The sequence below is a fragment of the Micromonospora sp. CA-259024 genome (assembly GCF_050936255.1).
Lineage (GTDB): Bacteria > Actinomycetota > Actinomycetes > Mycobacteriales > Micromonosporaceae > Micromonospora.
In genome coordinates, this window is the sequence record NZ_JBNJND010000001.1 from 1,525,772 (window position 1) to 1,544,684 (window position 18,913).

General features: G+C 70.5%; 12 protein-coding genes and 1 pseudogene. 9 read left to right on the forward strand and 4 right to left on the reverse strand.

All coding sequences use genetic code 11. From position 1 onward, the window contains the following. Positions 1–64: 64 nt before the first annotated feature. From ACQEUX_RS06280 to ACQEUX_RS06300, 5 genes are all read left to right on the forward strand, one after another. Positions 65–1,507, forward strand: coding sequence for an MFS transporter (locus ACQEUX_RS06280; protein ID WP_433042549.1), 1,443 nt, complete (start codon positions 65–67; stop codon positions 1,505–1,507). Continuing rightward, positions 1,504–2,835: a GNAT family N-acetyltransferase gene (locus ACQEUX_RS06285; RefSeq protein WP_433042552.1), complete on the forward strand. Its 1,332-nt coding sequence runs from the start codon at positions 1,504–1,506 to the stop codon at positions 2,833–2,835. Before ACQEUX_RS06280 ends, ACQEUX_RS06285 begins: the two co-directional genes overlap by 4 nt. 246 nt (positions 2,836–3,081) lie before the next feature. Continuing rightward, positions 3,082–4,125 (forward strand): hypothetical protein, encoded by a 1,044-nt coding sequence (locus ACQEUX_RS06290; RefSeq protein WP_433042555.1) that lies wholly within the window; start codon positions 3,082–3,084, stop codon positions 4,123–4,125. Further along, a complete protein-coding gene (locus ACQEUX_RS06295; RefSeq protein WP_433042557.1) occupies positions 4,122–5,312 on the forward strand; it encodes an amidohydrolase family protein in 1,191 nt (396 codons plus the stop codon). Before ACQEUX_RS06290 ends, ACQEUX_RS06295 begins: the two co-directional genes overlap by 4 nt. Before the next feature lie 230 nt (positions 5,313–5,542). Next, complete coding sequence (locus tag ACQEUX_RS06300) at positions 5,543–8,605, forward strand: S8 family serine peptidase (protein ID WP_433042560.1); 3,063 nt, start codon at positions 5,543–5,545, stop codon at positions 8,603–8,605. Positions 8,606–8,666: 61 nt separating this feature from the next. On the opposite strand, the gene ACQEUX_RS06305 is transcribed toward ACQEUX_RS06300, so the two are convergent. After that, entirely contained in the window at positions 8,667–12,131 is a 3,465-nt protein-coding gene (locus ACQEUX_RS06305; RefSeq protein WP_433042563.1) for a ThuA domain-containing protein, read from the reverse strand. 245 nt (positions 12,132–12,376) lie between these two features. On the opposite strand from ACQEUX_RS06305, the gene ACQEUX_RS06310 reads away from it, so the two are divergent. Both ACQEUX_RS06310 and ACQEUX_RS06315 read left to right on the forward strand, forming a co-directional pair. Then, the gene (locus ACQEUX_RS06310) at positions 12,377–13,222 is read left to right on the forward strand and encodes an SAM-dependent methyltransferase (protein WP_433042566.1); all 846 of its coding nucleotides are present in this window, start codon (positions 12,377–12,379) and stop codon (positions 13,220–13,222) included. A gap of 199 nt (positions 13,223–13,421) precedes the next feature. Then, positions 13,422–14,240, forward strand: coding sequence for a hypothetical protein (locus ACQEUX_RS06315; RefSeq protein WP_433042569.1), 819 nt, complete (start codon positions 13,422–13,424; stop codon positions 14,238–14,240). A gap of 3 nt (positions 14,241–14,243) precedes the next feature. On the opposite strand, the gene ACQEUX_RS06320 is transcribed toward ACQEUX_RS06315, so the two are convergent. From ACQEUX_RS06320 to ACQEUX_RS06330, 3 genes are all read right to left on the reverse strand, one after another. Continuing rightward, on the reverse strand, positions 14,244–14,768 hold the full coding sequence (locus ACQEUX_RS06320; RefSeq protein WP_433042572.1) for a DUF523 domain-containing protein: 525 nt from the start codon (positions 14,766–14,768) through the stop codon (positions 14,244–14,246). Then, entirely contained in the window at positions 14,762–15,454 is a 693-nt protein-coding gene (locus ACQEUX_RS06325; protein ID WP_433042575.1) for a carbon-nitrogen hydrolase family protein, read from the reverse strand. The genes ACQEUX_RS06320 and ACQEUX_RS06325 overlap by 7 nt, the downstream gene beginning before the upstream one ends. An 84-nt stretch (positions 15,455–15,538) precedes the next feature. Beyond that, positions 15,539–17,098, reverse strand: coding sequence for an NAD(P)/FAD-dependent oxidoreductase (locus ACQEUX_RS06330; RefSeq protein ID WP_433042578.1), 1,560 nt, complete (start codon positions 17,096–17,098; stop codon positions 15,539–15,541). Positions 17,099–17,273: 175 nt separating this feature from the next. Here ACQEUX_RS06330 and ACQEUX_RS06335 point away from each other — a divergent pair, with 175 nt between their 5' ends. Next, entirely contained in the window at positions 17,274–18,509 is a 1,236-nt protein-coding gene (locus ACQEUX_RS06335) for a hypothetical protein (RefSeq protein WP_433042581.1), read from the forward strand. Next, a pseudogene (locus ACQEUX_RS06340) lies at positions 18,510–18,878 on the forward strand (GNAT family N-acetyltransferase); the annotation flags it as partial. Between the last annotated feature and the right edge of the window lie 35 nt (positions 18,879–18,913).

An 18,913-nucleotide genomic window follows, 5' to 3' on the forward strand; every position in this document is an offset into this window, starting at 1 on the left:
TACGAGTTACAGTACCCGACACAAGCCGAACAGCACCTGTACGACTTAGCGTCGGAGGCGACTCGTGTCCCAGTCCACGACAGTCACTACCAACCCGAGCCAGACCCCCGATCCACGCCGCTGGCGAATCCTGGGCCTGGTCGGCGTCGCGCAACTCATGCTCATCCTCGACGTCACCGTCGTGGCGGTCGCCCTGCCACACATCGGCGCGGATCTCGATCTGCGACGGGAAGCCCTCACCTGGGTGGTCAGCGGTTACACGCTCGCGTTCGGCGGCTTGTTGCTGCTCGGCGGCCGCGCCGCCGACCTGTTCGGGGCCCGTCGACTCCTCCTCGGCGGTCTACTGCTCTTCGCCGTGGCCTCCTCAACCGCGGGCCTGGCCACCTCCGCACCGATGCTCCTCACCGGTCGGGCCGCGCAGGGCATCGCCGCCGCGATGCTGTCGCCGGCGGCACTGTCGCTCATCGTCACCATCTTCGACGGCAAGGAACGCAACCGAGCCCTGGGCATCTGGTCCGCGCTCGGGGGCAGCGGCGCCGCGCTCGGCGTCCTGCTCGGCGGGCTCCTCACCGCAGGGCCGGGCTGGGCATGGATCTTCTACATCAACGTCCCGGTCGGGCTCGTGTTGTTCTTCACGCTCCGCTCGTACCTGCCGGCCCAACCAGCTTCCGCCACCGGGGCCCGCCTCGACATCCCCGGCGCGGCTCTGGTGACCGCGGCGACCGCAACCCTGATCTACGCGCTGATCAGGGCGGGAGACCACGGCTGGGTCACCCCCGCCACCGTCGCACTGCTGCTGCTCTCGGCGGCCCTCTACGTCGGCTTCGCGGCACGTCAGCGCCTCGCCGCCAGCCCGCTGATGAACATGGGGCTGCTGACCCGCAGGCCCGTGGCAGCCGGCACCCTGCTGATCCTCGTCGCGACCGCACTCATGATCATGATGTTCTTCCTTGGCACCTTCGCCCTGCAGGGACACTACGGCTACGGCCCACTGACCACCGGCCTGCTCTTCCTGCCTGTGGCACTGGCCACCATGCTCGGCGCCAACCTGGCAGGCCGCGTCATCGGCCGCACCGGCGCCCGATCCCTGGCGGTCACCGCGCTCGTCGTCGCCGCCACCGGCCTGGCCATCCCCGCACTCTGGAACGGGGTCGCGGCCCTGGTCGTCGGCCTGGCAGTCGCGGCGGGCGGCACCGGAGCCCTGTTCGTCGTGGCGTCCGCCACCGCCCTGGGTCAGGTGGCGGCGCACGAAGCCGGCTTGGCCTCCGGGATCGTCAGCACCTTCCACGAGTTCGGTGCCTCACTCGGCGCAGCCGTCGCGTCCAGCATCGCCGCTGTCAGCATCGCCGGCGCCGGTGTCGGAGGGTTCACTCGCGGCTTCACCACCGGCGCGGTCGTCGCGATCGTGACTGCCCTCGTCGTGCTCGCCCTCACGCCGAGTTCCCGATCCAGGTCTACCTCCCGGCAGGCGACCGGCTCGAAGGTGCCACCAGGGAACAAGGCATGACAACCCAGAACGACCGGTACGTGATCCGGCCGGGCCGAGCCCACGACGCCATCGACCTCGCTCGTCTGCACGCGTCGGTTCAGCTTCAGGCGGTGACCGGCGGACAACCGCACCCCGGCATCGCCGCCTGGGTGGAAGACCTGCTGGACGGTCATCCCTCCGTCGTACCCGACGACTTCCTGGTCGCCGAGGACACGGCCACCGGCTGCCCGGTGGCGAGCCTGGTGGGGCTGCGGCAGCAGTGGAGCCTCGCCGGGGTGCAGCTACCGGTAGCCCAGGTCGAGCTGGTCGGTACGGCGCCGGAGCACCGCGGCAACCGGCTCACCGAACGGTTGTTCGCCGCGCTGCACAAGCGGTATGCCGCCGATGGTGTGCCGGTTCAGGTGATCGAGGGGATCCCGTACTTCTACCGGCGGCTCGGCTACGAATACGCCCTGGCGAACGACGGCGCCCCGACCGTGCCCGCCGCCGCGCTGCTGGCCATCGAGCACGACCGGCCGGACCGCTCCGCCGGCCTGACGGTCCGCCCGGCCACCGTCGCCGACGCGGACGCGCTTGCCGGTATCGACCGACGGCTCGCCGAAGGCAACGCCCTGGTCTGCCCGAGAGAGGCGGCGGTGTGGCGGTACGAGATCGGCGGTCGCCGTTCGGCGGATCTCGCCCGGCGCGTGGTCGCCGTCCTGGTCCACGGCGTCGACGTACGGGGCTACCTGGTGCACGGTTCCCGGCTCTCCGCCGCCGGTGAGCTGATCGTGGTCGCGGCCGCATACGACCGGCCGACCGACTGGCCGGCTGCCGCCGCCGCCATGCACACGCACCTCACCCACGTCGGCCGGCAGTACGAGGCGACGGCGGACAAGTCGTTCACCGCGGTCCGTCCCATCCTCGGCCCGGACCATCCACTGGTCCGGCGCAGCCCGGCCGGCGTACCGAGGCGGCCCAGAGGCTGGTATGTCCGCACCGGTGACCCCGCCAACCTCCTTGCCCGGCTGCAACCGCTGCTACGGGCTCGCTGGCAGACAGCCGACCTGCGATGGCACGAGCCGACGATGACCATCGACATGTACGGCCGCGCCGCCCGCCTCGAGTTCACCGACGGCGAACTGACTGACGTGACAGGCATGCGCGGCGCCGTCAGCCCGTCCACCGACCCTGAAACCCACGCCGCCATTCCACCCGGTGCCCTGCTCCAGCTGGCCCTCGGCCACCGAACTCTGCCCGAGGTGCTGGAGACCTGGCCGGACTGCCTCCTGCGCGACCGCCGCACGGAAGACTTCCTGACAACGGCCTTTCCCCAGGTGCCGGTCCAGGTCTGGCCTCGCAACTGACCAGCAGAACAGCTCAGGAGCCCTGACCACGCCGCAGCACGCTGGCGGCTGCGGCTGCGCGGCTGCCAATTCCCTCTTGTGCGGGAGAAGGATCATCTCCTACGGGGAGGTGACGCGATTCGGTGGCGTGGATGGTGGGCCCTATGAGGACTGAGCCATGACCCATGTGCCGACTGGTTCGAGCCCGGCGCCAGCCGTCGGGAAAACAACAACAAGACGATGCCGGAGGCCAAGGCGCCCACTGTCATGAGCGCCGATGTCTCGGGCTTGTCCGCAGGTGTCACCGGCGAACCGGCGAGCAGGTTCGGGCTCTTCGCAGTGGCGTGGCAGACTGCTTACGCGCTGGTCCACCTCTGGTGGGCCATCGGCGGTGCGCCGCGTTTCCTGATGGGGAGAGAATCCTACTTCCCCGGCGGATGGGTTCCCGTTGTCATTGCCGCGGTCGCCTTGCTCGGCTGCGCGGCCGTCGTAGCGGGCGCCCGCCGAGGGCTCAGCGACACCTGTCACGTCGTGCTCGCCGCTGTCAACGCCGTTGCGGGTGTTGCCCTGTGCGTGTACTCGTTTCTCTTTCCGGTCATCATCGTATCGATTCTTTTCGAGGGCAGTGGCACCGACAAGGTGGTCAGTCTGCTGGCCACCAGCGGCGGCGCGGCTGGTGGCGTCTTCTGCCTGGTCATCGCCGCGAGCGCACGACGCCTGGCCGCGCATCCCTGCGAGTCCTGCGGGCGGGTCCACGGCAGGTCGCCGGAACGTCGGGACGAGAAGTCTCCCGGTTGGGCCTATGCCGGCGCCTACCTTGCCGTCGCTGGGTTCCTGGCGCGGATGAGCGTGTGGTTGGACGACACGGTCGCGGGCGAGTGGCCGTCGGCGGCGAGTAGGGCGAACGGATTCTCGTGGACCGCGGCGGTGGTCTTCCTCGCGCTGATGAGCCTGGCCGGCACGATGCTGCCGCTGGCTCTGGTGCACCGCTGGGGCCGGCTCTGGCCGGCGTGGCTGGGTCCGCTGCGCGGGCGGGCGGTGCCCCGGTGGCTGGTACTCGGCGTCGGCCTGTTCATCGGAGCGAGCCTGACTGCGTACTTCGGCATCGCCGGTACGACCGCCTGGATCCGCGGTGATGTCAGTGGCCCGTTCCTGCCCTTGCTGCTGGAAATGGGGGGCTACACACTCTGGGGCGTCGGGCTGCTGGTCGCTTCCGGGTCGTATTTCACGCTGACCAGGGCCCCGTGTTCGCGAAGCGCCGTCAGACGACGGCTGGCCGGAATGGTTGAGCTGAACGGGGAGGGCCGATGACGAAGCATGCCGTACGGGCGGCACGGATGTTCGACGGCGAGCGGCTCATGGACGGCGGCGTGCTGGTCCTGCTGGACGACGGGCTCATCGTCGACGTGCACCGGGGTCGGGCCGAGGCGCCGGAGGGCTGGCCGGTGCGCGAGGAGCCGGACGGCACCGTAATGCCCGGCCTGGTCGACTCGCATGTGCACCTGTGCGCCGACGCTGGGCTCGACGCGCTCGGTCGGCTCGCCGAGCGTCCCGAGACGGACCTCGACGCGGTCATCGAGGCGTCGCTGCGCGCGCACCTGGCGGCCGGCGTCACGACGGTTCGGGACCTGGGCGACCGGCGCGGCGCCGTGCTCCGGTGGCGGGACCGGGAGGTGCGCGACGACCTGCCAACGGTGGTGGGGTCGGGCGCGCCGGTCACCAGCGTCGGCGGGCACTGCTGGTCGATGGGGGGCGAGGCGAGCGGCGTCGACGGGATCCGCGAGGCCGTGCGGCTGCGGGCGGAGGCCGGCGCCGACCTGGTGAAGGTCATGGCCAGCGGTGGGGTGTTCACCCCCGGCACCGACACCACCCGGCCTCAGTTCACCGACCAGGAGCTGACCGCCGCGCTGACCCAGGCGCACGATCTGGGCCTGCCGGTGACCGCGCACGCGCACGCGCTCAGCGCGGTCGAGCAGGCGCTGCGTATCGGTGTCGACGGCATCGAACACTGCACGTGCGTGACCGCGACCGGCGCCCACGTCCCCGACGAGATCGCGGACCGCCTGGCCACGTCCGGGGTGGCGGTCTGTGCCACGCTCGGCACCGACCCGGCCGTGGTCACGCCGCCGGAGGTGGTAGCGATGGCGGCGCGGGCCGGGCTCAGCGAAGCCGCGCTGCAAGACGGCGTCACCACCCTGCACCGGGCCGGGGTCCGCCTCGTGGCCGGCTCGGACGCGGGCCTCGGCCCCGCGAAGCCGCACGGGATCCTGCCAGAGACGCTCGTCGAGTACGTCGCGTGCGGCATCCCCGCCACCGCCGCCCTCGCCGCGGCCACCTCGGTCGGCGCCGAGGTGTGTGGCCTGGCGCGGCGCAAGGGCCGCGTCCGCCCCGGATTCGACGCCGACCTGCTGGTCGTGAACGGCGACCCGACGAGCGACATCACGGTACTGCGCCGCCCACTCGCCGTGTACCGCGCCGGCGACCCGGTATGCAGATGACCGGCTCCATGGGGTCGATGGTCGACATCGCCGAGCGGCTCGCCCGGCGATGGTCGGCCTCTGCGACTGCGGTGCCACGTAGCTGACGCGTCGTGATCTTATGTGCACCAGCGATCCGTAACACTGCGCAAACCGCCGATTAACCGTCGGGGACTTAGGTGGGGGAGCGCTCCCATCGGCGGGTCGCGATCGAAGAACTGCTCCACAAGGGAGCCTTTGAAAGGAGCCTCGTGGCTACCAGCACGAGCGGAACCAGGCTGCGAAGATTAGCGATACCGACGCTGGTCTTCGCCCTGATCACCGGCACAACCGGTCTCGCCGGATCGGCGTCGGCGGCCCCCGTGGGGTCGGGTGACGGTGGCAGTGCCGCCGGATACTTCACCACCGGGTCCGACAAGAGAGTCACCCTGACCGACGGGGCCGACCGCCGACCCGGCGGCGACAACTCGGCCAGCCAGCGAGCCACCGTGGACGAGTCCGGCTCGGGCATGTACATCGTCGAACTGGCCGAGGAGCCCTTGACCGCGTACGCCGGCGGTGTGTCCGGGCTCACGCGAACCCGTCCGGAGGCGGGCAGTCGGCTGGACGTGACGTCGGCGCCGTCGAAGGCATACCGCGGCCACCTCGACGCGCAGCGGAACGCCGTCGCTGCCGCCGCCGGGGTCCAGGTCAAGTCGGTCTACACGACCGCCTTCAACGGGTTCTCGGCACAGCTGACCGCCCAACAGGCGGCGGCGCTGAAGGCGGACAAGCGCGTCCGCGCCGTCACCGCCTCCCGGGCGCTCGGAACCCGACCGACGCCTCCCCTCGCAAGCACCCCCGCCACCTCGACCTCCACCACCGCGGCCGAGGCGAACCCGTCGACGGCAGACCGCACCCCCAAGCCGGGCAAGCCCGGCCCCGGTACGGGCGCGGGCATGGTGATCGGCGTCCTGGACACCGGCATCTGGCCGGAGAGCGCGTCGTTCGCCAAGAAGATGCCCGCTCCCGCGACCTGGCACGGCACCTGCCAGACCGGGGTCGCCTTCGTGGCCGAGCACTGCAACGGCAAGATCGTCGGCGCCCGGTACTTCGCCGACTCGTGGCTGGCGTTTGGCGGCTCGATACCCGAGGGCGAGGTTCTGTCCCCGCGCGACATGGCCGGGCACGGGACGCACACCGCGTCCACGGCGGCCGGTCTGCCGATGTCGAACGTCACGATCGACGGGCGCAACTTCGGTCCCATCTCCGGGGTGGCACCGGACGCCCAGATCGCCGTCTACAAGGTGCTCTGGGGCGGCATGGGCTACGACGCCGACATCATCGCCGGCATCGACGCCGCCGTCGCCGACGGCGTGCAGGTCCTGAACTTCTCGATCGGCAGCGATCTCGGCGACTGGGAAGCCAACACTCCCATCGGCGTCGCCTTCCTCAACGCCTCGCTGGCCGGAGTCTTCGTGGCGGCGTCGGCGGGCAACACCGGCATTGTGAGCGGTGCGATCAGCAACGCGGCGCCCTGGGTGACCACGGTCGGCGCGGCGGTGACGAAGCTCGACGAGGCGACGGTCAAGCTGGGCGACGGCACGAAGCTGGTCGGCGGCTCGCTGGACGCGCTGCCCGGTGGCACCTCGCGGCCGCTGGTCTTCGGCGAACAGGCCGGCTCGCCAGATCTGGGGGCGGTCTACTGCGAACCCGGCAGCCTGGACCCTGCCAAGATCAAGGGCAAGGTGGTCGCCTGCGCGCTGTCCGACCTGTTCGGTTCCGCCGCCGAGATCAAGGCCAAGGGCGGAACGGCGATGGTGGTGTTCGACCCGGTCGGCAACTACCGGATCAACTCCATCTTCAACTTCCCCGTGGTCTACCTGCCGACCGAGAAGCAGGCCGGCACGTTGTTCAACTATCTGATGCGCCACCCCACCGACGCGACGGTGTCGTTGCGCACCGGTGGTGACGGCTCCAGCGTCCCGGGCATACCCAGCGTCGCGGACTTCTCCTCCACCGGCCCGGACAAGGTGGCCCCCGGCGTCCTCAAGCCGGACCTGGTCGCGCCGGGGTCGAACATCATCGCCGCGGTCTCACCCGCGGGCAACTTCGGGCGACAGTACGACGCCTACTCGGGCACCTCGATGGCCTCGCCGTACGTGGCCGGAGCGGCGGCGGTCCTGCGTGCCACGCACCCGACGTGGTCGCCCGGCGCGGTCGCCTCGGCGCTGCGGACCACCGCCACCGACACCGTCGGTACCAGCAGCGCCCTGGACCAGGGCAGCGGATTCATCAACCTGACCGGGGCCAAGGACCCGGGACTGGTCATCGAGCCGACGGCGGCGGACCTGATCGAGTTCAGCGAGACGGCCGAACCCGACGGCAAGGCACTCAACCTGCCGGCCATCTCGCTGCGCGAGTACGACGGGACCCACCCGGTGACCCTCACCCGCACCCTGACCAACGTGGGTACGGCGCGGGAAACCTACCGCTCGTCGGTGTCCGGCCTGGCCGGCATGAAGGTCACCGTGACGCCGGCGTCGGTGACGCTGGCGCCGGGGAAGTCCGCGACGGTGACCATCACGCTGCGTCGGGGCAGCGCGCCCTGGGACCGGTACGTGACCGGGTCGATCACCTGGCGCGGCAAGGCCCACAGCGCCCGGATCCCGGTCGCCGCCCGTCCGTGGGGCATCACGCCCCGACCGTACGGTGACGACGGCGAGGAATTCGGCCGGATGACCAACGGCGCGTTCGGCTCGGTCCAGCCGGGCTTCACCGGACCACTCGCCGGTCGCAGCACCGGTTACACGCCGATGCGGCGGGAGTCGTACTCGATGCCGGCCGGCGTCTACGGCGGCGTGTTCGACCCGAGCGCCTCCGGAGTGAAGAAGGTCGACTTCACCGTGCCGGCGAACACCGCCGGCATCGTGGTCGAAGCCAACACCGACGACCCGAACACGAACCTCGATCTCTACCTGTACAAGGGCGACACCCTGATCTACAGCAGTGACAGGTTCTGGACCAGCGCGGAGCAGGCGTACAAGTTCCTGCCCGAGCCGGGGCGCTACACCGCGTACGTGTTCGCGCAGCTTCCCGGTGGCCCGGTCGTCGACTTCGAACTGCGCCACGCCATCATCGGTCGTAACGCCACGTATCCGGGTGCCACGCTGACACTGCCGTCCACGGCCCAGCGCGGTCAAAGCTTCAACTTCACCCTGAAGCCGAACAAGCCGCTGGCCGAGGGCGACTTCTGGGCGTACACCGAGTGGAGCACCAACGGCACGGTTGTCCCTGGCAACCTCGTCTACACCCAACAGAGTTCCTGGCAGTAACCCGTAGCCGGCCGACCGTGGGGCGGTGCCGAGCGCACCGCCCCACGGTCCGTGCCAACGGTCAGCTGACCGTGATGGTCAGGTTGGCCGAGCGGGTTTCCCCGCTGGTGTAGGTGACCGTCACCCGGGCGGTGAAGGTCCCCTTGCGGGAGTAACCGTGGGCAGCCGACCGGAGGGTGGCCCCATGCGTGGTGGCGCTGTTGTCGCCGAAGTCCCACGCGTAGTCGGTGATGCTCATACCTGACGGCGCCGTCGCGGTGGCGGTCAGGGTGGTGGTCAGCGGCGCGGTGCCGCTGCCCGGGCTGGCCGCGAGGGACAGCGTCCCGCCGGGCTCCTGCTTGACGCCGGCCCCGTTGAACCGCAGCCAGTCCAGCGACATCAGGTCCGGAGTGCCGCCGACCTGGGCGGGGTTGACGAACTTCGCGTACAGGATGGTGGTGCCGGCGGGCTTGTTGGTCAGGGTGACGGTGGGCGAGACGAGGTTGTCCCACCCGCCGGTCGACCCGATGGTGGCCCTGCCGATCAGGGTGCCGGTGGGTGAGCCGGTCCGCAGCTCGATGTCGCCGCCGAGCCCACCGTTGGTCACCCCGAGCGTCACCGAGCCGACGTTACGCAGGTCCACCGGCCCGTACGCCGCCCAGTCGTTGTGGTCGACGTCGCCGAGCCGCTTGCCGGCGCGGGCGGTGGCCCGGTCGTTCACCGTGATGCCGGACTGGGCGCTGAAGTGCTCGGCCTCCTTGCTCTTGGGCTGCAACTGGGCTCGGGTCGAGCCGGTCAGCGCCGGTACGCCGCCGGCCGCGCCGCCGTCGGTGTACTGCGCGGTGACGACGGTGTAGAGGTTCTGCCCCGGCCCGTGCCCGTCACCGGCGTCCGCCTCGGTGGCGAGCAGCCCGGAGCAGCCGGTGTACACGTCCAGCGGATGGGCGTGCGAGTCGTGGCCGAGCTGCGTCTGCACGGTGACCTTGGAGCAGTCGATGGTGGTCTCTTCCGGGTCGGTGACCGTCACCGTGTACGGGATCTTGTCGCCGAAGTCGAAAAACCCGCCGTCGGGCACGGTGATGGTCACCGTGGGTCGGGTGTTGCCGACCACCACGTCGGTGACCGCGGTGGCGGTCAGCCCGTTGCCGCTGTTGCGGACGGTCAGCCGGGCGGTGTGCTTCCCGGCGGTCGAGTAGGTGTGGCTCGGGTTGGCGGCGGTGGAGTCGGTGGTGCCGTCGTTGGTGAAGTCCCAGGCGTAGCTGAGCGCCGACCCGTCACCGGCGGTGGACCCGGCCGAGGAGAAGGTCACCGCGAGCGGCGTACGTCCGCTGTCCGGGGTGGCGGCGATCTTCGCGGTCGGTGGCCGCCCGTTGGCGACGTAGTCGATGCGGTAGATGCCCGCGCCGGCGTTGCTGCCGCCGCGACCGCTGCCCGTGCCCTCGCCGAAGTCGATGACGTAGAGCGAGCCGTCCGGGCCGAACTCCGCCTCGAAGGGCTGGATCCAGCTCATGTCGCCGAAGATCCCGTTGATCGACTGGAGGTCACCCACGGCGGTGGGGCCGAAGCGCGCGTTGCTGAACGTCTGCGCCGTCTTGTGGATCGAGAGCGTCTTGAACCACCTACGGGTGAGCTCGTAGGTGATCCACTTGCCCTCGAAGTACTCGGGGAACTTCGTCGTGCGGGTGTTGGCCGGGTCGTAGTCGTAGACCGGCCCGCTCATCGGCCCGCCGCCGCCGGTGCCCACCTCCGGGAACTGGGTGGAGGCGGAGTACGCGTACCAGACCAGCGCCGACCTGGCCGCCGGCAGGGTCGTCAGCCCGGTGTTGTTGGGGGAGTTGTTCACCGGCGCGGCACAGTTGAACTTCGACCCGGAGGTGCTGGTGGCGAAGTTGTAGTCGTTGAACGGGATGTTGTTGCCCACACAGTACGGCCAGCCGTAGTTGCCGGCGGTGGTGATCCGGTTGAACTCGACCGTCCCCTCCGGACCTCGGTTCGGGTCGGCGGCGCGGGCGTCCGGTCCGTAGTCGGCGACCAGCAGCGCGTTGGTCTGCGGCTCAACGGTGATCCGGAACGGGTTGCGCATGCCCATCGCGTAGATCTCCGGCCGGGTCCTCGCGGTGCCGGCCGCGAAGAGGTTGCCGCTCGGCACGGTGTACGTACCGTCGGCCTGCGGGGTGATGCGCAGGATCTTGCCGCGCAGGTCGTTGGTGTTGCCGGCGGTGCCCTGGGCGTCCCAGGCGGCCCGGCCGGCGCGCTCGTCGATCGGCGTGTATCCGCTGGAGGCGAACGGGTCGGTGTTGTCACCGATCGCGGCGTAGAGCCGCCCGGCGGCGTCCATGGCCAGCGAGCCGCCCATGTGCGAGTTGGCTCGCCCCTCACCGCGGAAGGTGGGGATGGTCAGCAGACGTTTCTCCGAGGAGAGCGCCACGCTGTTGTTGGCGACCGTGAACCGGGACAGGTTGAGCTGTTTGAGGGTCTTGTCCGACCAGAGCAGGTAGACCCAGCCGTTGCTGGCGAAGTTGCGGTCCAGGGTCATCCCGAGCAGCCCGTCGGACTGGTCGGTCATCGCCGAGGTGTACGCGAAGTCCAGCAGTGTGGTGACCTGGAGGGTGTCGGAGTTGACCACCTTCAACGCGCCGGTCCGCTGGATGTAGTAGACCTTGCGGTCGGGAGCGACGGCCAACTCGAACGGGTCGGCCAGGTTCTCGGTGACCAGCCCCACCCGGTCGAAGTTGCCGGTCTCGGTGGCCGAGCAGTCGCCAGCGACCGCGCCGGCCGCCCACTCGATGCCGTAGCGCAGGTGCTCCAGGAAGGTCGGTGTGCTGAACTGGGAGCTGGCGTGCCCACCGGCGGTGAACCAGGACCGGCCGCCGTCGTAGCGCTGACACCAGGAGTACGCGTGGTCGACGCCCTCGTCCAGCCCGTTGATGCCGTCGCGCACCTTGATCTGCGCGAGGGTGTGCACGTTGCCGGTCGGGTTGGTTCGCCAGTTGTACCACTCCTCGCTCTGCTCCCAGAGCTCCGGCAGGTTGCGGGTTGAGGGGTGCGCGCGGTCGAGCACCTTGACCCGGCCGGGGAAGGTGCCGCCGGTGGACGAGAAGTCGGGGTGATAGTCGAAGATCGTGCCGACCAGGCCCTCGTACCACGGCCAGTCGCGTTCGCTGGCCGAGGCGGCGTGCAGGCCGGCCCAGCCGCCGCCGTTGCGGATGAACGTCTGCAACGCCGCCCGTTGGCTGGCGTTGAGCAGGTCACCGGAGGCGGGGGTGGAGTTGGTGTTGTTGAAGACCAGGGCGTCGAAGGTGGCGAGGTTGGCATCGGTGAAGGCGGCCGCGTCGGTGGTGGCGACGACCTCGAAGTTGTGGGCGGTACCCAACTGCTGGATCGCGGCGATGCCGGCCGGGATCGAGTCGTGGTAGAAGTTTGTGATCTTGGAGAAGACCAGCACCCGGAAGCGTGGGGCGGCCTCGGCAGGCAGGGCGGTGGTGGTGCTCACCACGGTGGCGATGCCGAGCAGGATCAGGCAGAACGCGCGGAGGTGTCGGGGCATGGGGGCGCTCCCTGTCGGACGGAGAGGGTCGGAAAGCGCTTTCTCGCTGCCCGCATCACGGTACTGACAGCCAGTGACGACCGTCAATAGCGACAGGGTAAGCGGTTTCCTGCTCAGGTGGCCGGCCGGAGACGTTCGGTCGCACCGATCCGTACGGTGCCCGCGTCCCCACGTTCAGCACCTACGATGGTCCGGCACACGTCGTGCCACGCGGCGGGCGTAGCTGGTCGACCTGGGGAGGTCACGTGACGACACCATCGGCCTCGGAGGCGTACGAGGGGCGGGGCGCCGACCGGATCGACACCACAGTGGTGCATCCGGCCCGCCGCTACAACTACTGGCTGGGTGGCAAGGACAACTTCGCCGTCGACCGGGAGTCCGGCGACCAGATCGCCGCCGTCTACCCGGGGGTGCGCACCCTCGCCCGGGAAAACCGGGCCTTTCTCGGCCGGGCGGTGCGGTTCCTCGCCCAGGAGGCCAGCGTCCGGCAGTTCCTCGACATCGGCACCGGCATTCCGAGCGCCGACAACACCCACGAGGTGGCCCAGGCCGTCGCACCCGAGTCCCGGGTCGTCTACGTCGACAACGACCCGATGGTGCTGGTCCACGCCCGGGCGTTGCTGACCAGCGACCCGGCCGGCGCTACCGCCTACCTCGACGCCGACCTGCGCGACCCGGAGAAGATCCTCGCCGACCCCCAGTTGCACGCCACACTGGACCTGTCCCGTCCGGTGGCCCTGGTGCTGGTCGCCGTGACGCACTTCCTCACCGACGACGACCGCCCACACGAGCAGGTCGCCCGGCTGCTCGACGCGCTGCCCTCCGGGAGCTGGCTGGCGCTGACGCACTTCACCACCGACCACATCCCCGCCGAGATCGTCGAGCGGATGGAAGCCGAGTTCGCCGCCGGCCGGATGAAGCAGGACGCCGTATCCCGCGATCGTGCCGAGTTCACCCGCTTCTTCACCGGCCTGGAGCTTGCCGAGCCGGGCGTCGTCCCGGTCACCGAGTGGCGTCCGCAGGTGCCGCCGGAGCAGCGGCCGGCCCTGGCCGACGCCTCCATCTACGGCGCGGTGGCCCGCAAGCCCTGACCGACTGGTTGTGCGGGCCGGGGCTCGTCCAGTGCCGCTTGGCTGGTAGAGGGCTTCGTCGGCGCTGGTACGGCCTGGCCGACTGGCCCTGATGCTGCAGGTCGCTCATGGCCGGACATCGATCCTGGAGCCTAGTCTCTGAGTAGCCGCGAAGCAGACGCTGTATCCGCTGCCTCCGCCCACAAAGGACCCGCACAACGTGTACGTCAGCCTGGCGACGAGCGCCGGTGGAGCGGGTCGGCCGAACGAGGACTTCGTCGGCGCGGTTCCCGGCGCTGTCGTCCTCCTCGACGGTGCCGGCATCCCGGGCGCCGAATCGCTCTGCTCCCACGGTGTCGCCTGGTACACCCACCGCCTCGGCGGCACGCTGCTCGGCCACCTCTCGCGTGATGACGGGCGGGACCTGCCGGCGATCCTCGCCACCGCCATCGGCGAACTGGCCGCCGAGCACGGCGACACCTGCGACATCGCGGACCCCGCGAGCCCGCAGGCCGCCGTCGGGATGGTCCGCGTCCACCGGGGCCGCCTGGACTATCTCCTGCTCGCGGACTCCTTCCTCGTCCTCGACCAGGCCCACGCCGGACCGCAGGTGATCACCGACGAGCGGGAGGTGATCGCCAGGCGCGACTGCTCGACGCCCCTGGAGGGCATCGCCCCCGGAACACCGGAGTACGAGCGCGTCCTCGACTCCTGCGTCAAGGCCCTGCGTGCCCGCCGGAACCAGCCGGGCGGCTACTGGATCGCCAAGGACGACCCGCGCGCCGCGCAGGAGGCCGTCACCGGCAGCCGGTCCCTCGCTGACCTGACCAGCGTCGCGCTGCTCAGCAACGGCGCCAGCCGCATCGTCGGCCCGTACGGCCTGACCGACTGGCCCGGCGTCCTGGAACTGCTCGCCGCCAACGGACCAGTCGGCCTCATCCGTCGCGTCCGGCAGGCCGAATCCCAGGCCGGCGACGGCCCCGGTGCTCAGGTCCCGGACGACGCCACGGTGGCCCACTGCACGCACCTGCCGCGCTAAGCGTCAACCTGGGCGGGTCATGGTCGAGGGGTCGCTGTGGCGTTCCATTTCCGCGAGCGCTGCCGCCGCCTGTTCCAACTCATGATGAGCGAACACCGGGATGCCGTGGCGGCGCAGCGCCTCGGCGGCCACGCCACGCCCGGGTACGGTGACTCCGCTGAAGGTCCCGTCGTGGACATAGCTGCTCCCGCATGTGGGGCTGCCGTCGACCAGGACGGCGAGGGCCACGTCGGCGTCGATCGCCCGGTGCAGCGCCCGGCGCGAGGCCGCGCGGAACAGGTGCGTGACGTCGCGGCCGGAGACTTCCCGCACCCACGCACCGCTGTCGAGGACGTCGGCCGCGCTGCCGCCCACGATCTCGGCCGGCGGCCGAGGAACCGGAAACCCCACAGCCAGTTCGGGACAGAACGATACGAGGCGTCCCTCGGCTGCCCACTTCCGCCAGATCGGTGAACTCACCGGCACGCTGGTTTCGTTGAAGCGGATCGCGGCGCTGCCCAGGCAGCCGCTGACCAGCACTTTCAACATGGGATGTCCGCAACGACCACTTCACCGGGGGAACTGCCGGCCTGGGCGATCACCGTGCCGTCCGACCTCCAGAATCCGGAGCCGCCGCCGCAGAGCAAGGGTCCGTCCGGTCCCGCTCCGCAGGACAGCACCACAGGGATCCGATGCGTGGTAGCCCGCGCGTACATCCGCGCATCGCGTGGGTCGGCCGGCGAGTTGAGCGTGCTCGCCACGTAGACCTCCGCGCCCGCACCGACCGTGGCGGCGGCGTGTTCGGCAAGCGACGCGTCCCGGCAGATGGCCAGACCAAGACGTAGTCCATCGAGTTCGAGTACGACGTGCTCGGTTCCCGGGGTGAACCGTTCGTCCTCTGGTGGATGAAGGTGAATCTTGCGGTAGGCCACGGTCACGCCTGCGCCGTCGACGAGCAGCGTCGCGATGTATGAGCGGCCATCGGCCCCGACTATCGGTGCGCCGACCAGTGCGACGGCACCGGTGTCGGCGCACACCGCACGGATCGGCGCCAGCCGCGGATCATCACAGGAAACCGCTGGGGCATCGAGGTTGTACCCGGTCAGCGAAAGCTCCGGGAAGACGACCAGCCTCGCCCCGGCGTCGCGAATGACCCTCGCGTGCGTTGCCGCGTTCGCGGCGACGTCGTAGGCCACAACTGCGGGCTGAGCCGTAGCGATACGCACAACCCGCATCCTATCGCCAGCACCACCGTCAGCCGCAGCCCGTGATCATGGGCGTGGCCTGAAGGGGATACGTCGACGTTCAGCCGCGGTACGTCAGACCAGCGGCACCTGTGCCGACCGGCCGCCGTCACCGGCCGCGCGGGCGCCCTCGGGCGCGGTGATCGGGGCGGTGATGATCCGGCTAGGCAGCACCGGAGCGTCCCGACCGGTACCGCGTCGGCTGTCGCCACCGGACGTCTGCTCGTGGTAGTCCTGCTCGACGTTGACCGACCAGACGTCGTGCGTACTGCCGGTGGCGATGTTCTCGGCGGTGAGCATCGCGGTGAGCATCGAGTGGTCCTGGTTGTTGTAGCGGTGCATGCCGTTGCGGCCCACCGGGTGCACGTTCGGCACCGCCTCGGCCAGCCAGGCCCGGATCGTGTCCACGTTGTGCTGGTAGCGCTCGTCGTACACCGGGTAGGCCTTCGGCATCCGCACCACGTAGCCGGCCTCCACCACGCCGGGCCGGGCCAGTCCCAACCGCTCCAGCTCCGCGGTGGCCAGCGCCACGAGGTCGGCATCCGGGGTACGCCACATCTCGTCGTCCTCGAACACGAAGTACTCCAGCCCCAGGCAGGTCCGGCCGTCCTTGACCAGGTACGGCGACCAGGAGCCGAAGTTCTGGATCCGGCCGACCCGTACCGCCGGATCGTGCACGTAGATCCAGTTGTCCGGGAACGAGAACTCCGCCGGCACCACCAGGGCGACCGTCAGGAAGTCGCGGTAGCGCAGGTCGGCGGCGCAGGCCAGAACCTCTGGCGGCGCCGGCGGGCGCAGCGCGGTCACCAGCTCCGAGATCGGCATGGATGAGATCACGTGGTCGGCCGGTTCGGTACGCTGCCCGCCCGCGCCGTTGACCGTCACGCTGAGCGCCCGCCGTTGCGCCGGGTCGCGGTGCACGGCGGTGACCCAGCTGCCGGTCGACACCTGCCCGCCGCGCTGGCGCACCTGCTCGGCACAGCGCTCCCACATCATCCCCGGCCCGTACTTCGGGTACTGGAACTGCTCGATCAGGCTGGTCACGTCCGTACGCCGACGCCGGGGCAACAGCGCGTTGCGGATCGCCTTGGCCAGCGACAGGTTCTTGATCCGCTGCGCGGCCCAGTCCGCCTGTAACCGGTCCGCCGGCATCCCCCAGACCTTCTCCGTGTACGTCTTGAAGAAGATCGAGTACAACCGCCAGCCGAACCGGGCCGACACCCAGCCCTCGAAGTGCGACTGGTCCCTGGGTGGGCGAAGTCGGGCCCGGGCGTACGAGCCGAGGCAACGAGCGGCCTCCGGCAGCCCCAGGTTCCGCAGCGCGTTCACCGCGCTCAGCGGGTAGTTGAACAGCGCGCCCCGGTAGAAGATCCGGCTCATCCGAGGCCGGGTCAGGAAGTCCTCGTCCGGCAGGATCTCGTGCCAGAACGCCTCCACTCGCGGCACCTTCGTGAAGAACCGGTGCCCGCCGATGTCGAAACGCCACCCGTCGCGCTCCACGGTCCGGCTGATCCCGCCGACCACCTCGTCGGCCTCGAACACCCGGACCGACCGATCGTGCCGCAGCAGCTCGTAGGCGGCGGTAAGCCCCGCCGGTCCTGCGCCGATGATCACCGTGCCGTGCTGCTCACTCATGCTGCCGCGCTCCCTGCTCACGTTCATGGCTGAGGCGCGGCGCGTACCCGTTCTGCGCCGAATGTCACCATTGGTCATGGGTAGTTTCCGCTTCGGCGGGTCGCGCTGCGGCGTACAACGGGAAGAGCCACACCCGCGACGCGGCGGGTGGGCCGCGGACCGGGGGAGCGGACGGATGCACCGGTGGCGGATCGGCCTGCGGCCCGCGCCGGCGCTGGTCGCCCGGCTGACCGGGACGGCCCGGGCCGGCGCGCGGCTGGTCCGCCGGGTGCCGGCGCCCTGGCGGTACGTGATCGGCCTGTTCCTCGGCGCGAAGGTGCTGCTGACCCTGCTCGGGCTGCTGGTCCTGCACGCCTGGGACGGCGTCCCCGGGGCGCCTCCGCCGGACGAGACGCTGATGTGGGCGCAGCAGCGGGAGATCTCCGGGCACCGGTGGATCTCCTTCTGGTTCGCCTGGGACGCGCTGCTCTACCTCCGGCTGAGCGAGCTGCCCCTGACCGGCCCGTGGAGGGACTTCGGTTTCCCCCTGCTCTACCCGTTCCTGGCCCGGCCGGTCGGCGCGCTGCTCGGCGGCGACAACGCGCTGGCCCTGCTGTTGATCAGCAACGTCGCGTTCCTGCTGACCCTCTGGTACGGCTACCGGTTGGCCGAGCTGCTGCTCGGCGGCGTGGACGCGGCCCGCCGGTTCACCCGCTACCTGGTGCTGCTGCCGACCGCGTTCCTCTTCCAGGCCGCGCTGACCGAGTCACTCTTCGTCTGCCTCGCGCTGGCCGCGTTCTATCACGCCGAGCAGCGCCGGTGGCTGCTGGTCGGCGTGCTCGGCTACTTCCTGGCGATGAGCCGGTCGGTCGGCCTGCTCGTCGCGCTGCCGCTGGCCCTGGTGCTGCTGCGCCAGCACGACTGGCGGCTCGGCCCGCGCGCCCTGCTCGGTTACCTGCGGATCGGCTGGCCGTTGCTGCTGCTGCCCGCCGGGTGGTTCACCTTCATGGCGTTCTGCCGGTGGAAGGGCGGGGACTGGTTCGCCTACCAGCACGCCCAGGAGACCGGGTGGGGGATCGAGGTGCAGAACCCGGTGCCGGTGCTGCTGAACGGGCTGGCCGGAGAGCCACGCGACGCGGCCCGGGTCTGGTTCGCCGTGGCCGTGCTGGCCGTGCTCGTCGCCGGGTTCCGCCGCCGGGAACTGGCCTACCTGGTGTACGGCGTGCTCATGGTGCTCGTGCCGCTGTCGATGGGCCCGCCGGTGTACAAGAGCCTGCTGCGCTACCTGCTCGCCGCCTTCCCGGTGGCCCTGGTGCTCGCTCGCTGGGCCCGTCACGCCAGTGTCGACGTGTGGCTGACCGCGGCGCTCGCCGTGGTGCAGGGCGCGCTGTTCGTGCTCTGGCTCAGCTACTGGACCCACATGATCATCTGATGGGGGCTGTGGTGGCGCGGCACGCTGGTTGGCGGGGTCATGTTCGTGTCGTTCGACGTGACCCGGGGCGTCTGCGAGGCAGGTTGCTGGGTGGAGCCGGCCGCGCAGGGAAGGGGCATGGTCGCGCCGGCGGTCCGCCGGATCGTGGACTGGGCGGTCCGCGAGCGCGGCATCCAGCGGGTGGAGTGGCGTACCACCGCCGACAACACCCGCAGCAAGGCCCTCGCACGCCGGCTCGGCCTGCGCCTCGACGGCACACTCCGCCAGGTCAGCCCCGGCCCGCACGGGCGGATCGACCTTGAGGTCTGGTCGGTGCTGGCCGACGAATGGCTGGCCGTGCCGAGCGGTGCGCAGCCCACCGTCCACTGACGACGGCGCAATCTGTCGTACCCGGGCGGCAGCAT

Bases quoted from the DNA above. Each gene is read 5' to 3' on its own strand.
- ACQEUX_RS06290 (WP_433042555.1), top strand. From the start codon at position 3,082: ATGAGCGCCGATGTCTCGGGCTTGTCCGCAGGTGTCACCGGCGAACCG.
- ACQEUX_RS06295 (WP_433042557.1), top strand. From the start codon at position 4,122: ATGACGAAGCATGCCGTACGGGCGGCACGGATGTTCGACGGCGAGCGG.
- ACQEUX_RS06285 (WP_433042552.1), top strand. From the start codon at position 1,504: ATGACAACCCAGAACGACCGGTACGTGATCCGGCCGGGCCGAGCCCAC.
- ACQEUX_RS06325 (WP_433042575.1), bottom strand. From the start codon at position 15,454: ATGCGGGTTGTGCGTATCGCTACGGCTCAGCCCGCAGTTGTGGCCTAC.
- ACQEUX_RS06305 (WP_433042563.1), bottom strand. From the start codon at position 12,131: ATGCCCCGACACCTCCGCGCGTTCTGCCTGATCCTGCTCGGCATCGCC.
- ACQEUX_RS06330 (WP_433042578.1), bottom strand. From the start codon at position 17,098: ATGAGTGAGCAGCACGGCACGGTGATCATCGGCGCAGGACCGGCGGGG.
- ACQEUX_RS06335 (WP_433042581.1), top strand. From the start codon at position 17,274: ATGCACCGGTGGCGGATCGGCCTGCGGCCCGCGCCGGCGCTGGTCGCC.
- ACQEUX_RS06320 (WP_433042572.1), bottom strand. From the start codon at position 14,768: ATGTTGAAAGTGCTGGTCAGCGGCTGCCTGGGCAGCGCCGCGATCCGC.